At 67.5% G+C, this 14547-nt stretch carries 11 protein-coding genes and 1 pseudogene; 7 read left to right on the top strand and 5 right to left on the bottom strand.

Features of this window, described 5'->3' with window-relative positions; translation table 11 throughout:
* Window positions 1-44: 44 nt before the first annotated feature.
* The 3 genes from ACH2CY_RS23270 to hemC are packed head-to-tail and all read right to left on the bottom strand — an operon-like array spanning window position 45 to window position 4606.
* The gene (locus ACH2CY_RS23270; protein ID WP_395022088.1) at window positions 45-1604 is read right to left on the bottom strand and encodes a heme biosynthesis protein HemY; all 1560 of its coding nucleotides are present in this window, start codon (window positions 1602-1604) and stop codon (window positions 45-47) included.
* Between the two features lie 13 nt (window positions 1605-1617).
* The gene (locus tag ACH2CY_RS23265; protein WP_395022087.1) at window positions 1618-3624 is read right to left on the bottom strand and encodes a uroporphyrinogen-III synthase; all 2007 of its coding nucleotides are present in this window, start codon (window positions 3622-3624) and stop codon (window positions 1618-1620) included.
* A gap of 46 nt (window positions 3625-3670) precedes the next feature.
* Window positions 3671-4606: a hydroxymethylbilane synthase gene (gene hemC, locus ACH2CY_RS23260; RefSeq protein WP_395022086.1), complete on the bottom strand. Its 936-nt coding sequence runs from the start codon at window positions 4604-4606 to the stop codon at window positions 3671-3673.
* Window positions 4607-4706: 100 nt separating this feature from the next.
* Here hemC and tsaD point away from each other — a divergent pair, with 100 nt between their 5' ends.
* Genes tsaD through ACH2CY_RS23245 form a run of 3 tightly spaced genes read left to right on the top strand, consistent with a single transcriptional unit; the run spans window position 4707 to window position 6462 of the window.
* Window positions 4707-5747: a tRNA (adenosine(37)-N6)-threonylcarbamoyltransferase complex transferase subunit TsaD gene (gene tsaD / locus ACH2CY_RS23255; protein WP_395022085.1), complete on the top strand. Its 1041-nt coding sequence runs from the start codon at window positions 4707-4709 to the stop codon at window positions 5745-5747.
* 17 nt (window positions 5748-5764) lie between these two features.
* A complete protein-coding gene (locus ACH2CY_RS23250; protein WP_395022084.1) occupies window positions 5765-6040 on the top strand; it encodes a YciI family protein in 276 nt (91 codons plus the stop codon).
* Window positions 6041-6051: 11 nt separating this feature from the next.
* Window positions 6052-6462: an EVE domain-containing protein gene (locus ACH2CY_RS23245; protein WP_395022083.1), complete on the top strand. Its 411-nt coding sequence runs from the start codon at window positions 6052-6054 to the stop codon at window positions 6460-6462.
* A 75-nt stretch (window positions 6463-6537) separates the two neighbouring features.
* On the opposite strand, the gene ACH2CY_RS23240 is transcribed toward ACH2CY_RS23245, so the two are convergent.
* Entirely contained in the window at window positions 6538-7350 is an 813-nt protein-coding gene (locus ACH2CY_RS23240) for an isocitrate lyase/phosphoenolpyruvate mutase family protein (protein WP_395022081.1), read from the bottom strand.
* A gap of 125 nt (window positions 7351-7475) precedes the next feature.
* Here ACH2CY_RS23240 and creD point away from each other — a divergent pair, with 125 nt between their 5' ends.
* Window positions 7476-8873, top strand: coding sequence for a cell envelope integrity protein CreD (gene creD, locus ACH2CY_RS23235; protein WP_395022080.1), 1398 nt, complete (start codon window positions 7476-7478; stop codon window positions 8871-8873).
* A gap of 16 nt (window positions 8874-8889) precedes the next feature.
* Here the strand turns inward: creD and ACH2CY_RS23230 are convergent, their stop codons facing one another.
* Window positions 8890-10992, bottom strand: a complete 2103-nt coding sequence (locus ACH2CY_RS23230) for a methyl-accepting chemotaxis protein (protein ID WP_395022079.1) — start codon at window positions 10990-10992, stop codon at window positions 8890-8892.
* Window positions 10993-11195: 203 nt separating this feature from the next.
* On the opposite strand from ACH2CY_RS23230, the gene acs reads away from it, so the two are divergent.
* The 3 genes and pseudogenes from acs to ACH2CY_RS23215 form a co-directional block, all read left to right on the top strand.
* On the top strand, window positions 11196-13136 hold the full coding sequence (gene acs, locus ACH2CY_RS23225; protein ID WP_395022077.1) for an acetate--CoA ligase: 1941 nt from the start codon (window positions 11196-11198) through the stop codon (window positions 13134-13136).
* Between the two features lie 28 nt (window positions 13137-13164).
* Window positions 13165-14295 (top strand): cyclic nucleotide-gated ion channel, encoded by a 1131-nt coding sequence (locus tag ACH2CY_RS23220; protein ID WP_395022076.1) that lies wholly within the window; start codon window positions 13165-13167, stop codon window positions 14293-14295.
* Window positions 14296-14445: 150 nt separating this feature from the next.
* Window positions 14446-14547 (top strand): annotated as a pseudogene (locus tag ACH2CY_RS23215) (IS110 family transposase); the annotation flags it as partial.

Here is a 14547-nt window from a genome sequence, read left to right as displayed (position 1 = left end):
CCAGGAGCGGCCACCCGGGCAATTCCCGGCGGCGCGGCCGGAAGCTAGTTGATCAACCGGGCGGCGTCAACCGACGGAGCCAGTTGGGTTTCCAGCCGTTTTTCGAGCCCGGCCGGGGCGGTTTCCGGTGCGGATTTCTGTGCCGGAATCGAGGCTTCCGGGGCCGGCAGCGGCGCCGCGACTTCGGGCAGCGTCGGTTCCGGGGCGGGCTCGGCCGGCGCCGCAGCCGGGGCCGGGACCAGCAGGATATTGGCGCTGGGCAGGACCGGGCGCTGCCAGCGGAAGCTGTCGATGCCGGAGCAATGCGGGCAGACCGCCTGCCAATGGCCGGAAGCGGGACCGGCCTCGCCGGGATGCCCGCAGACCGAGCAGATCCAGGCGGGGTCCGGCTGCGCCTCGGCCGCCGCATCCAGCCATTGCCGGACCGCCGCCTGGGTGTTGCGGGGATCCGGCCGCTCGCCTTCTTCCAGCGCCGCCATGGCACGGCAGGTGCCGTAGCTCAGTCCATCGCCGGCACGCTCGGCCGCCACCAGCTTCTCCAGGTGCCGCCGCGCATCGCCCCAGAGCCCGGCGGCCAGCGCCGCCATGCCGAGCGCGCGATGGGTCTCGACATGATTCGGGTTCTGTCGCTGCAGTCGTTCCAGCCGCTTCATGCGCTCGGCGGGACGCTCGCCGGGCTCGGCCTCGATATAGGCGCGGGCCAGCAGCGGATGCGGGTTGGAATCCCAGTCCTGCTCGATCAGCTTCAGCGCCTCGCGCTTCTTGCTCATGCGCAGCAGCAGGTTGGCCAGGATCAGCCGCGCCGGAACCAGCGCGCTGTCGAGCTTGAGCGCTTCCCGGGCCGAGCGCAGCCCGGCGTCGTGATCGGCATCGGTCGTCTCCGGCAGTAGATGCAGCCGTGCGCGCTCGGCCAGCAGCACGGCGCGGCGATGCTGGCCTTCCTTCGCGGTCATGACGCCGGCGCGCACCAGCGCCTTCAGGCTCTCTTCCGCCGGTTTGCCGTGCTTGACCTGCAGGCGATGCGCCGTCTCCGCCGCCCAGTCGGCATGGGGATGCGATTGCAGCGCGGCTTCCGCATGGGTCAGCGCCGCGGTCTCGTCACCGCGCTTCAAGGCCGCCGTGGTCAGCCCGCGCAGGCCCAGCAGCGCCGCCTCGGGATTCTTCGACAGCGCCTCGAAATAGCGCGCGGCGGCATGCTCGTCGCCTTCCATCTGTGCGGCCTGCGCTGCCAGAAGCAGGGTCAGCGGCGAATGATCCAGTAGGCCATGCGCGGTCCGCGACAGCCGCTTCGCCTCCGCGGCGTCGCCGGCCGCGACCGCGACCAGGCCGCGGGTCAGCGCCTTGAAGCCCTTGGCCTGGCGCCGGTTGCGGCGGAACAGCGCGAAGCCGGTCGGCGCATGGGTGACGATATGCCAGAGCCGCCAGAGCAGATAAAGAACCAGGATGAAGACGACCAGCAGCGCCAGCGCGGTGCCGACCGCGAGGTCGATGTTGTAGCCGAGCCATTCGATCGAGACATGGCCCGGCCGGTCCGCCAGCCAGACGGCGGCGGCCACGACGATGGCGATCTTGACGAAGAACCAGACAGTGCGGCCGAGGGTCATGCTGAGGGCGCGCTCACTGTTCCGGTCCGGATGCAGGTGCCAGCAAAGCCGTCGCGGTCTGGTCGAGCGCGTTGCTCGCCTGATCCTGCGCCAGCCGGGCCTTGGCGCCGTTCAGCCAGGCGGCGGCGGCATCCGCCGCCTTGCCCTGCAGCGCGCCGATCTCGGCAGCGGCAGCGGCGAGATCGCCGGCCTTGAGCTTGGCCTCGCCCCGCGCGAGATGCGCCAGCGGCCCGTCACCCTCGGCATTCTCGCCGACCGGCCGCACCGTCACCGCTTCCGACAGACGATTGATCAACCGCTCCGACCAGCCCGGCTCGGCGCCGACCGCGTCGGCGGTCGTCTCGGCATTGGCGGCATCCGCGATGGCCTTGGTCGGCAGGCTGGCCTGCAATTGCGCCAGGGTCGGCGCGCCGTCGGCCGCCAGCGGCCGCAATGGATCGAGCGCCGGCGCGAGCTTGCCTTTGAGATCGGCGTCGGCCGCCGCCAGATCGTCGATCGCCTTCAGGCTCACGTCATAGGGCTTGTCGAGCGGCAGGGCGCCGCGCAGCGCGCTCAGGGCGACCACCGCCGCCGTACGCCGCTGCTCGGCGGGCGTGACGCCGGCCGGCTGCGCCGCGATCTTGCCGAGAGTGCCGGAGAGTTCGCTCTGCTGTGCCTGCAGCGCCTTGATCTCGTCGCGCGCGGCGTTCAATTGCTGGGTCAGCGCGTCATTGGCCGACTTCAGCGCTGCGACATCGCCGGATAGATCCGAACCGGCCGGCGCGCTCGGCGCCGCCTGCGCCTGCTGCGCGTCGGCGATCTTGGATTCCAATTGCGCGATCCGGTCCTGCAGCGGCTGCAGATCGATCGTCGGCGCCGCGGTCGCCGGCGCCTGCGCCAGGGTGTTGACGCTCTGCTCCAGCTTGCCGATCCGGTCGGTGGCGGCGGCGATCTCCAGCGCGATTGCCGCCTTGACGTCATTCACCGCGGCATTGACCGCCTCGGCGCTGACACCGCCACCGGCGCTGCTCTGCGCCAAGGCATCGATCTTCGACTGCAGCGCGGCGAGTTCCGCGCTTTGATCTGGCGCGGGCGCCGCCTGTTCCTGTGGATGCCAGTAGGGCTGCGTATAGACGGCTGCAACGGCCGCCGCCGCGCCGGCTATCAACCCGGCCACGATGCCGGCGAAGACCCCGCCGGACTTTTCCTTCGGCGGCGGCGGGTTGTAGAGCGGCGGCGGCGTGAAATTCTGTTGCATGCTTTCCTCGACGCGCGGCGCTTCCTTCGCGGCTTCGGCTTTCGGCGGCAGCACTTCGACCGCCGGGCTGCGGCGCTCGATCTCGGCCTCGACCAGCGCCAGCATCGCCGACTGGTCCGGACTCGCCGCGGTCTCGATCCGCAGCCAGCCGAGATCGGCGATCTCGCGGGCGACCGCGGCGCTGAGGCACAATGCGGTGGTCTTGCCGAGGCTTGGCGCATCGGCCTTGCGCCAGAGTTCGGCGAAGGTGCGGGCGGTGCGCGGCGAGAACAGCAGCAGCATATCGACGCCGCCCAGCGCCAGGTTCATCCGCGTTTCATGCGTCAGCGTGGTCGCGGTCTTGGCCTCATAGAGCACGACCCGGCGCAAGGTGAATCCGGCGGCCTCGAGCTTGCCCTGGAGGTCGCCGGCCAGCACCGAGGCGGCGCCATGGAACAGCGGCCCGGCCTTGGGATCGAGCTTGGCGATGACCAGGGCGGCCAAGGCTTCGACATCGCCGCCGGCCGCGGTCACATCGCTGAAACCGACCTCGCGGGCGGTTGTCGCGGAACCGTCACCGACGGTCAGCACCTTCAGGTCGCGGCGCGAGCTCTTGGCGGCGAAGGCGCGCACCCCATTGGCGCTGGTGAAGAGCAGGGCCTGCACGCCGTCGAGATCGATCGCCGCATCGGCGAGCGGCGCGATCTCCAGCAGCGGCTCCACCGTGCATTCGACGCCACGGCCGGCCAGAAGCTCCGCCAGCGGCTTCGCATCTTCCAACGGCCGGGTGATCAATGCATGCATGGTAATCCCTCTGTCCCCGACGGGTCGGAGTATTTCAGCCGGAAGCCTAAGCCAGGAAGTTCGGCCCCGCCAGCGCCTTGAGCTTTTCGCCCAGCGCGCGGCCAAGCGCCGCAGCGCCTTCCAGCGTGGCATTGCCGCTGTCTTCGGCGAAATGCGACTCGGTGCCGTCCGGAAGTGCCACCAAGCCCCGGAGTCGGAGCTGGGTTCCGAAGACCTCCGCATGCGCCGCGATCGGCGTGCGGCAGGAACCGTCCAGCACCGCCAGCATGGCGCGCTCGGCGGTGACGGCGATCGTGGTCAGCGGGTGATCGAGCGGCGCCACCAGGGCGGCGACGCGCGGATCGTTCGCGCGGATCTCGAGACCGATCGCGCCCTGGGCGACGGCGGGCAGGAAATCGTCGGTGGACAGAATCGCGGTCGCCGCATCGGCCCGCCCGAGTCGCTTCAGGCCGGCCAGCGCCAGCAAGGTAGCTGCCGCCTCGCCGCGGGCGAGCTTGTCGAGCCGGGTGCCGACATTGCCGCGCAGGGGCTGCACCTTGAGATCAGGCCGCAGCGCCAGCAACTGGGCCTGCCGCCGCAGGGAGGCGGTGCCGACGACGGCGCCTTGCGGCAGGTTCGCGATGCTGTCGGCGACCGGCGAGATCAGCACGTCGCGCGGGTCCTCGCGCTCCAGCATCGCGGCAATCACGAGGCCGGCCGGCAGGAAGGTCGGCATGTCCTTCATGGAATGGACCGCGAGATCGATCCGGCCGTCGATGAGGGCCTCCTCGATCTCCTTGGTGAACAGGCCCTTGCCGCCGATCTCGCTCAAGGTCCGGTCCTGGACCTGGTCGCCGGTAGTCTTGATCGGGACGATGGTGACGTTTTCGGGCCGGAGTTCGGCATGAGCCGCCAGCAGGCCGGCCTTGGTCAGCTCCGCCTGGGCCAAAGCCAGCGGGCTGCCGCGGGTGCCGATGTTGATCACCAATCCGGAAACCGCCATAACTTGCGCCGCGCCCGCTTCATCGCGAAGAATGGCGCCTTTCTAGCCGGGCGGGATGCCGTATTGCAACCTCCGTCGGAACCTCTGGAATCAAGCCTTTATGATCGTTCTGGGCATTGAATCGAGCTGCGATGAAACGGCCGCCGCTTTGGTGGACGACCGGCGTCGCATTTTGGCCGAGGAACTCTTCTCCCAGCTCGACGAACATAAGCCCTATGGCGGCGTGGTGCCCGAAGTTGCCGCCCGCGCCCATCTGGAGCATCTCGGTCCCCTGATCGAAGCCACCATGAAGAAGGCCGGGCTGGGCTTCGCCGATCTGGACGGCATCGCCGCGACCGCCGGGCCGGGCCTGATCGGCGGGGTCATCGTCGGCGTCACAATGGCCAAGGCGATCGCGGCCGTGCACAAGAAGCCGTTCTATGCGGTCAACCATCTCGAAGGCCATGCCTTGAGCGCGCGACTGTCCGACGACGTCGCCTTCCCCTATCTGCTCCTGTTGGTCTCCGGCGGCCATTGCCAGCTGCTGGTGGTGGAAGACATCGGAAGCTATCGCCGGCTCGGCGCCACCATCGACGACGCCGCCGGCGAGGCATTCGACAAGGCGGCGAAGCTGCTCGGTCTCGGCTATCCCGGCGGCCCGGCGATCCAGCGCGCCGCCGAAGCTGCCAAAGATCCGGTGCTTGATTTGCCGCGGCCGATGCTGGGCCGGCCCGACTGCAATTTCTCCTTCAGTGGCCTGAAGACCGCTCTGCGCCAGCGCGTCGAGGCGCTGCGGCCGCTTTCGCCCGAGACCGTCGCCAATCTCGCCGCCGGCTTCGAGATCGCGGTGACGGAATCGGTCGCCGACCGGGTGAAGCGCGCCATCGCGGCCGCGCCGGGCATGACCGCGCTGGTGGTGGCGGGCGGCGTCGCGGCGAATGCGCGCCTGCGCAAGCGTCTCGCCGAAACCGCGGCGAAAGGAAATCTCCCGCTGGTCGCGCCGCCGATCGCGCTCTGCACCGACAACGCCGCGATGATCGCCTGGACCGGAATCGAGCATCTGAAGCGCGGCGAGACGAGCGCGCTGGATTTCGCCCCGCGCCCGCGCTGGCCCCTGGACAACGACGCCCCTGCGCTGCGCGGCGCGGGCGTGAAGGCTTAACGAAGGAGATCACCCAGATGCAATTCATGGCCTACTGCCTCGACAAGCCCGGCGCCATCGACGTGCGCATGGCCAACCGGCCGAAGCATGTCGAGTATCTGACCTCGTATAACGACAAGCTGCTCTTCGCCGGTCCGCTGCTAGACGGCGAAGCGATGATCGGCAGCCTGCTGGTGCTCGAGGTCGCCGACCGCGCCGAGATGGACAAGTTCCTGGCCAACGACCCCTACGCCAAGGCCGGCCTGTTCCAGTCGGTCTCCGTCCATGGCGTCAAGAAAGCCTTCCCGAAGTAGGAGAAGCCGCGATGCAATACTGGCTGATGAAGTCCGAGCCTACCGCCTATTCCTGGCAACAGCTCAACAAGGACGGCAAGACCGGCTGGACCGGCGTGCGCAACTTCCAGGCCTCGGCCAACATGAAGAAGATGAAGAAGGGCGACCGCGCCTTCTTCTATCACTCCAACGAGGGCCTCGAGATCGTCGGCATCATGGAGATCGCCAAGGAGTACCACCTCGACCCGACCGACAAGACCGAGAAGTTCGGGATGGTCGAGGTGAAGCCCGTGGCCGCGGTGCCGACCCCGGTCTCGATGAAGGAAATCAAGGCGACGCCGGCCCTGAAGGACATGGTGCTGGTGAAGAACTCCCGCCTCTCGGTGCAGCCGGTGACCGCCGCCGAGTGGAAGCAGGTCTGCAAGATGGGCGGGGTGAAGTAAGGGCCGTCTGCAGCCGCAGTCCACTTCACAAGATTCCCCGCCCCCATCTTGGGGGCGGGAGTTAAGAGCAGGTCGTCACTTCGCCGCGAACGCCTTCTGCAGATCGCCGAACGGCATCGGTTTGCCGTAATCGACGATGCCTTTCTCCAGCAGCGTTCTGGCAGCGTGCTGGAACGCGCCCATGGCGGCGGTGTAGAGGCTGCTCCCGACGCTCAGGCGTCGCGCGCCGAGACGGGTGAAGTCGGCGACGGTCAGCGGCTGGGCGCCCATCCCGACCAGCACATTGATCGGGCGATCGACCGACTTCAGCACGCTCGTGATCTCGGCCTCGGTGGCGAGGCCCGGTGCGTAGAGCACGTCGGCGCCCGCTTCCTGGAAGGCCTGCAGCCGCAGAATCGTGTCGGCGAGATCCTTCTTGCCCCAGAGGAAATTCTCCGCCCGCGCGGTCAAGGTGAAGGGGAACTTCATCGCCCGCGCGGCTTCGACTGCCGCCGCGACGCGCTCCCGCGCCAGCCCGAGATCGAGGATCTCGCCGACCGCATCCTCGACCGAGCCGCCGCAGAGGCCCGCCTCACCGGCGAGGCGGATGGTCTCGGCAACCACCTTGGGATCGCGGCCGAAGCAGCCCTGCAGGTCGGCGCTGACCGGCAGGTCGGTCGCCGCGGCGATGGCGCCGTAATTCGCCAGGGTCGCTTCGCGGCTGACGACGTTGTCGCCGTCGGCCTTGCCAAGGGTGAAGGCGAAGGCCGCGCTGGAGGTAGCCAGTGCCTTGGCGCCCCAGGCTTCCAGCAGCTTCGCCGAGCCGATGTCCCAGGGATTGGGAATGACGAAAGTGCCGCTCGCATGCAGCTTGCGGAAGGTCTCGGCTTTCTCGGCTTGGCTGGCCATTTCAGATCTCCGTCATGATGCGGCACCCGGTTTTCCCCGGTTTCGCCTTAGTTCCGCCGCGCGCGGAACGACTTGGACCCGCAACCTGCCTCCTGGGGACAGACCCGAGCAAGAGGGGAAAGACGATGAGCGACCAACACCCTGACATTCCGCGTCAGGAGAATGCAAAGCCGCGCCAACCGTGGCACCGCAGCTTCGGCCTCGGCACCGCCGGATTCGAAGCAACCAAGCGCGCCGTCTTCCTCGGCCTGCTGATGCTGGTGCTGCTCATCCCGCTGAACATGATCGAGGGCCTGGTCTATGAGCGCGATAACCGCAAGCTCGAGGTCGATTCCGAGATCACCAGCCAATGGGGCGGGCCGCAGACCATCCTGGGGCCGATCCTGGTCGTGCCCTACCGCTATGTCAGCGAGGCCGGTGATGCCGCGTCGGGCACGCCGCGTCTCGGCACCAGCCAGCTCTATTTCCTGCCGAAGCATCTGGAGATCGCGACCGACGTGAAGGCGGAGCGCCGCGCGAAAAGCATCTACGAGGTGCTGGTCTATGGCGGCACCGCGCACCTCACCGGCGACTTCGCCGGTCTTTCGAAGCCGCGCGCCGACGTGGCGCCGGAGATGATCGACTGGAGCGCCGCCAGGCTCCTGATCGGCATCGCCGATCCGTCCGCCATCCGCAGCATGACCATCGCCGTCGCCGACCAGGCGCCGGTCGCGGAAGATGCCTTGCAGCGCGATGCCGGGCTTTCGAGCAGCCTCGCCTTGGCGGCGTCACTCAGCACCCTCGACCTGGCCAAGCCGGTCGGCTTTTCGATCGCGATCGACTTCCGCGGCAGCTCGGCTTTGCGCTTCGCGCCGATCGCCGACGTGACGCGCGTCAGTCTGAAGTCGGACTGGCCGCACCCGGACTTTTCCGGCCGCAGCCTGCCGGATGAGCGGAACATCGGCGCGCAAGGCTTCGACGCGACCTGGTCGCTGGGCGCGCTCACCCGCGGCTTCCCCGCGACCTGGCGCCTGGGCGAGGCCAATCCGGAGACGCTCTGGAACACCACCGTCGGCGTCACCTTCGTCGAGCCCGGCGACGTGCATCAGCAGACCGACCGGATCCTGAAATACGGCGTGCTGGTGATCGCGCTCACCTTTGCGACCATCTTCATCAGCGGCCTGTTTGGAGGAAAGAAGGTGCACCCGATCCAGTATCTCATGGTGGGGGCGGCGCTCTGCCTCTTCTATCTGCTGCTGCTCTCGCTCTCGGAGCATATCGCCTTCCTCCACGCCTATGTCATCGCCAGCGCGGCGGATATCGGGATGATCGCCTGGTACGCCTGGCGCACCATGAGTCGGAAACTGGGCTACGCGGTCGCGGTGATCCTCACCGCGGTGCAGGCCTATATCTATGACCTGCTGCAGATGGACGACTACGCCTTGCTCGCCGGCACCGTCGCGCTCTTCGTCGCCCTACTGGCGGCGATGATCGTGACCCGCAACATCGACTGGTATCGGATCGGGAAGGAGCGGGCGGCTTAAGCCGCCCGCACTCTTCTTACCCGGCGCGCACCCGCTTCAGGAATTCATCCACCCGCAGCTGCAGCTCGTCGCAGCGCTGGCCAACCAGCGACACGGCATTCTGCATGTCGGAAGCGGTCTGGCCGCTGCGTCGCGCGGTCTCGGCGACGCTCTGGATGTTGCCGCGGAGCTCGGAGGTGCCGGTCGCGGCCTGGGTGACCGCGCGGCTGATCTCGCCGGTCGCGGCTTCCTGCTCGGTCACCGCGGCGGCCACCGTGCCGCCGATCTGGTTGATCTGCTCGATGGTCTTGGCGATCTCGGAGATCTCCGCCGCCGCGGTGCCGGTCGAGGCTTGGATCGCCTGCACCTGGGTCGAGATCTCGTCGGTCGCCTTGGCGGTCTGCATGGCGAGGTTCTTCACTTCGCTGGCCACCACCGCGAAGCCCTTGCCGGCTTCACCGGCCCGCGCCGCCTCGATGGTCGCATTCAAGGCGAGCAAGTTGGTCTGGCTGGCAATGTCGTTGATGAGGGTGATCACCGAGCCGATCTGCTCGGCCGTCGAGACCAGGGCGTTGACCCGCTCGACCGCGCCGCGCGCCCGGTCGGCGGCGGAATTCGCCACCGAGCTCGAGCTGTTGACCTGCTGGCTGATCTCGCGGATCGAGGCCGCAAGCTCCTCGACCGCCGCCGCCACCGACTGCACGTTGTCGGAGACCTGGCCGGCGGTGTGCTCGACGGCGCCGCTGCGCTGGACGTTGTCCTGCGCCGTGCCGGACATCGCCTCCGCCGACTTGGCCATCTGCTGGGTGGTCGTCGCCATCTCGCCGATCGACTTCGAGACTTCCGCCTCGAAGCTGGCGGCGAGGTCGTCGCGCGCCTTCTTCCGTTCCTCGGAGCCGCGCTTCAGCATCTCCTGCTGCTCGCTCTGCAGCCGCTGGTTCTCGGCAAGGCTCTGCTTGAAGGTCTCCAGCGTGCGCGCCATGGTGCCGATCTCGTCGCGGCGGTCGGCGCCGGTGACGACGGTCTGCAGGTCGCCGGCGGCGACCGCGGCCGTGTTCTTGGAGAGCGAGACGATGGGCTTGGCGATCCGGGAGCCGATCACCACGAAGACCAGCGCCGCGATCACCGCCGCGGCGACCAGCACCGCCAAAATGGTCCAGGCGAGCTCACGGGCGTCGGCCAGGACGGTGGCTTCGGGCACCGAGACGACAATGGTCCATTTCTCGGCCGGTCCGTCGAAGCTGACGGGGCTCAGCACGAAGTATGTGCCCGAAGTCTCGTCTAGCGTCACGGTGGGCTGGTCCGCCTTGGCGTCCATGAAGCTCTTATAGGCCTTGGCGACCGCGGCATCGCCGGCAAAGTCGGCGTCGCCGTCTTTGCCGACCGTCTTGCCGATCCGCGCCGCATCTGGGTTGATGGCCCAGGTGCCGTTGTCGGCGATCAGCATCACCTGCCCGGTGCCGAACGGCTTCAGGGCGGCGATGGTCTCCGACATCTTGGTCAGCGGCAGGTCGACGGTGGCGATGCCGAAGCCCTTGCCATCCGCCTGCATCGGCACGCTGATGGTGGCCATCAGCACATCGACGCCTTCGACCGGATAGATGTAAGGCGGCGTCAGGGTCGGGCGGGCATTCTTCAGCGGCGTCAGATACCAGCCTTCGATGCCGGCCTCGACGGTCATGATCAGCTTCTCGACCCCGACCGTTCCGTCCTTCATGTTGAAGAAGTAGGGGACATAGCGCCCGGTCTCGTCCTGCTCCGGCGCCACGCCTTTGAACTCAGCATCCTTGCCGTCATAGCCGTCGGGCTCGAAGGCGACGGTCACGCCGACGAAGCGCTTGTTGGCGCCGATCACCGAGGTGACCAGGCCGCGGATTGCGGTGCGGGGCAGGCCGTTGGCGCGACCGCCTTCGACGGTCCGGGCGACGGTCTGCGCGATGTCGATCGCCGGCTGGATGAAGCCGCCGACCTGGCGCGCGGTGCCTTCGGAGATCGCCAGGAGGCTGCGGTTTGCCTCGTTGCGCGACGCGTCGAACGCGCCCCAGAGCGCCAGCCCGCCGGCGCCGCCGATGCCGAGCAACGTGACGATGATCCCGGCAAGCACGATCTTGCCGCGGATACCCATAGAAAGAACCTTCATGTCGGACCTTTGAGTCTCTCGTCTCCGCGGCGACGGATTGTCGCTACGTATATTCCCGCAGCCATGCTGCACGCTTGTGGTTGAGCAATCGTTAAGGCCAGGGGCACCCACCGCTTGTATTTCCAGGGTTATTCCGTCGATAATCGATCAAACCGGCCGCAAAAGGCCGAACTTTCATGCGCCTGAGATGGGGAGCAATTGGCATGAGCGACCAGACTGAATTTCCGGTGCCGGAGGATTGGGCGAAGCGGGCCTGGGTGAACGCCCGGCAATACGAGGACGCCTACAAGCTCTCGGTCAGCGACCCGGAAGCCTTCTGGGCCGAGCAGGGCAAGCGCCTCGACTGGATCAAGCCCTATACCAAGGTGAAGGACGTGGACTACACCGGCGAGATCCGCATCCGCTGGTATTACGACGGTGTCCTGAACGTCTCGGCGAACTGCATCGACCGGCACCTGGCCAAGCGCGCCAACCAGACCGCGATCATCTGGGAAGGCGACGATCCCAAGGACGACAAGAAGATCACCTACGCGGAACTGCACGAGCAGGTCTGCCGCCTCGCCAATGCGATGAAGGCGCACGGCGTGAAGAAGGGCGATCGCGTCACCGTCTACCTGCCGATGATCCCCGAGGCCGCCTATGCGCTGCTGGCCTGCGCGCGGATCGGCGCGATCCATTCGGTGGTGTTCGGCGGCTTCTCGCCCGACAGCCTGGCCGGCCGCATCCAGGATTGCGAATCCAACTTCGTCATCACCGCGGATGAAGGCCTGCGCGGCGGCAAGAAGGTGCCGCTCAAAGCCAATGTCGACCAGGCGCTGCAAACCTGCCCGACGGTCAAGGCCACGATCGTGGTGAAGCGCACCGGCGGCAATGTCGCCATGCAGGGCGGCCGCGATTTCTGGTACCACGAGGAGACGGCGAAGGTCTCCAACGACTGTGCGCCGGAGCCGATGAACGCCGAGGATCCGCTGTTCATCCTCTATACCTCGGGCTCCACCGGCAAGCCCAAGGGCGTGCTGCACACCACCGGCGGCTACCTGGTCTATGCCGCGCTCACCCACCAGCTGGTCTTCGACTATCACGACGGCGATATCTACTGGTGCACGGCGGATGTGGGCTGGGTCACCGGCCACAGCTACATCGTCTACGGGCCGCTGGCGAACGGCGCCACCACCCTGATGTTCGAGGGCGTGCCGAATTATCCCGACGCCTCGCGCTTCTGGCAGGTCTGCGACAAGCACCAGGTCAACATCTTCTATACAGCACCCACCGCGATCCGCGCGCTGATGCGCGAGGGCGAGGCGCCGGTGCAGAAATGCAGCCTGAAGAGCCTGCGCCTGCTGGGCTCGGTCGGCGAGCCGATCAACCCGGAAGCCTGGCTCTGGTATCACCGCGTGGTCGGCCGGCATCACTGCCCGATCGTCGATACCTGGTGGCAGACCGAGACCGGCGGCATCCTGATCTCGCCGCTGCCCGGCGCCACCAAGCTGAAGCCCGGCTCGGCGACGCGGCCGCTGTTCGGCATCCAGCCGCTGATCGTCGATGCCGAAGGCAAGGTGCTGGAAGGCGCCACCGAGGGCAATCTCTGCATCGCGGATTCCTGGCCGGGGCAGATGCGCACGGTCTATGGCGACCACAAGCGTTTCGCCGAGACCTATTTCAGCACCTATAAGGGCCGCTATTTCACCGGAGACGGCTGCCGGCGCGATGCCGACGGCTTCTACTGGATCACCGGCCGCGTCGATGACGTGATCAACGTCTCCGGCCATCGCATGGGCACCGCCGAAGTCGAAAGCGCGCTGGTCGCGCATCCGAAGGTCGCCGAAGCCGCCGTGGTCGGCTATCCGCACGACATCAAGGGCCAGGGCATCTACGCCTATGTCACCCTGAAGGTCGGCGAGGAGCCGACCGAGGCCCTGCGCAAGGAGCTGGTGCAGTGGGTCCGCAAGGAGATCGGCCCGATCGCCTCGCCGGATCTCGTCCAATGGGCGCCGGGCCTGCCAAAGACCCGCTCCGGCAAGATCATGCGCCGCATCTTGCGCAAGATCGCCGAGAACGAATATGGCAACCTCGGCGACATCTCCACGCTCGCTGATCCGAACGTGGTGAAGGATCTGATCGACAACCGCGTCAATCGCGGTTAGCCGGAAGCGACGGCCCATGGATGCAAGAATGCCCATGGGTGGAGACGGACGCGGCAGGCTGCTGCATCTGCTCGACATCAGCGCGCGGGACGGCCAGGTCAACTGGCCGGCCCGCGTCGGCCTCGTCATCGCCATCCTGCTTTCGGTCGGCAGCGCCGCGATCGTCACGCTCCCCGACCTTCCCGCATTCGAGCGGTTCGATTGCCAGGTCGCCACGGCGGTCGCCGGCGTGATGTTTCTCGCCGAGTATCTCTGGCGGATCTGGCGGGCACCCTTGCTCGATCCCGACCTGCCGCATGCCCGGCGGCGCTACCTGCTCTCCTTCATCGGCCTGGTCGATCTGCTCTCGGCGGCGCCCTTGCTCGGCCTGGTCATGCCGGAGCTTGCCGATACCCTGCTGCTCGGCCAGCTGCTCTCGCTGTTCAAGCTCTCGCGGCTGACCCCGGCCTTGTCGCTGGTCGCGACCGTGCTGAAGAGCGAATGGCGGGCGCTGGCCGCCGCCCTGCTGGTGATGCTGGTGCTGCTGGTGATCGCCTCGGGTGTCATGTACCTGCTGGAGCGCGGCGCCCAGCCGACCGTCTTCAGCTCGATCCCGCGTTCGCTCTGGTGGGGCATCGTCACCATGGCGACGGTGGGCTATGGCGACATGACGCCGGTGACGCCGTTCGGCCGGCTGTTCGGCGGCATGGTGATGTTGCTCGGCATCGCGATGTTCGCGGTGCCGGCCGGCATCCTGGCCACCGGCTTCGCGACCGAGATCCGGCGCCGCGATTTCGTCGTCACCTGGAACGCAGTGGCGCGCGTGCCCCTGTTCACCGGTCTGGACGCGACGCGCATCGCCGCCATCGCCCGGCTCCTGAAGCCGCAGATCGTGCCGGAGCGCCAGGTCGTGGTGCGCCGCGGCGAGCCGGCCGACGCGATGTTCTTCATCATGGAAGGCGAGGTCGAGGTCGAAATCGAGCCGCCGGTGAAGCTCGCCAAGGGTCAGTTCTTCGGCGAGGTCGGCCTGCTGCTCGACACCACCCGCAATGCGACCGTCGCCGCGCTCACCGAAACCCGCCTGCTGGTCCTCGACCGCGCCGACTTCCAGCGCCTGATGCATCAGCACCCGGACCTCAAGGCCCGGATCGAAGCGATCGCGGCGGAACGGAAGCGGTAACTCTCAAGCTCGTCATGGTCCGCGAAGGCGGACCATCCACGAGTTCTCTTCAGTGCGACGGCAGCAAACTCGTGATGGGGTGGACGGCCCCCGACGGCATCGATGTGCCAGAATGAGGTCGTTGTGCGATCTCAAACAAGGGAGCCGTCCGTGGAAAAGCTTATCCGTGTTGGCATGGATACGTCCAAGCGTGTTTTTCAGTTGCATGGGGTTAACGCCGGTGAGCAGGCGGTGCTGAAGAAGAGGCTGCGC

This window comes from Dongia sp. (assembly GCF_041905885.1).
Lineage (GTDB): Bacteria > Pseudomonadota > Alphaproteobacteria > Dongiales > Dongiaceae > Dongia.
Note: the sequence above shows the minus strand (reverse complement) of the source record. Positions and strands in the feature narration are given on the sequence as shown.

Excerpts from the sequence above, each read along its gene's own strand:
- ACH2CY_RS23270 (WP_395022088.1), bottom strand. The coding sequence starts at position 1,604 with ATGACCCTCGGCCGCACTGTCTGGTTCTTCGTCAAGATCGCCATCGTC.
- ACH2CY_RS23265 (WP_395022087.1), bottom strand. The coding sequence starts at position 3,624 with ATGCATGCATTGATCACCCGGCCGTTGGAAGATGCGAAGCCGCTGGCG.
- hemC (WP_395022086.1), bottom strand. The coding sequence starts at position 4,606 with ATGGCGGTTTCCGGATTGGTGATCAACATCGGCACCCGCGGCAGCCCG.
- tsaD (WP_395022085.1), top strand. The coding sequence starts at position 4,707 with ATGATCGTTCTGGGCATTGAATCGAGCTGCGATGAAACGGCCGCCGCT.
- ACH2CY_RS23250 (WP_395022084.1), top strand. The coding sequence starts at position 5,765 with ATGCAATTCATGGCCTACTGCCTCGACAAGCCCGGCGCCATCGACGTG.
- ACH2CY_RS23245 (WP_395022083.1), top strand. The coding sequence starts at position 6,052 with ATGCAATACTGGCTGATGAAGTCCGAGCCTACCGCCTATTCCTGGCAA.
- ACH2CY_RS23240 (WP_395022081.1), bottom strand. The coding sequence starts at position 7,350 with ATGGCCAGCCAAGCCGAGAAAGCCGAGACCTTCCGCAAGCTGCATGCG.
- creD (WP_395022080.1), top strand. The coding sequence starts at position 7,476 with ATGAGCGACCAACACCCTGACATTCCGCGTCAGGAGAATGCAAAGCCG.
- ACH2CY_RS23230 (WP_395022079.1), bottom strand. The coding sequence starts at position 10,992 with ATGAAGGTTCTTTCTATGGGTATCCGCGGCAAGATCGTGCTTGCCGGG.
- acs (WP_395022077.1), top strand. The coding sequence starts at position 11,196 with ATGAGCGACCAGACTGAATTTCCGGTGCCGGAGGATTGGGCGAAGCGG.
- ACH2CY_RS23220 (WP_395022076.1), top strand. The coding sequence starts at position 13,165 with ATGCCCATGGGTGGAGACGGACGCGGCAGGCTGCTGCATCTGCTCGAC.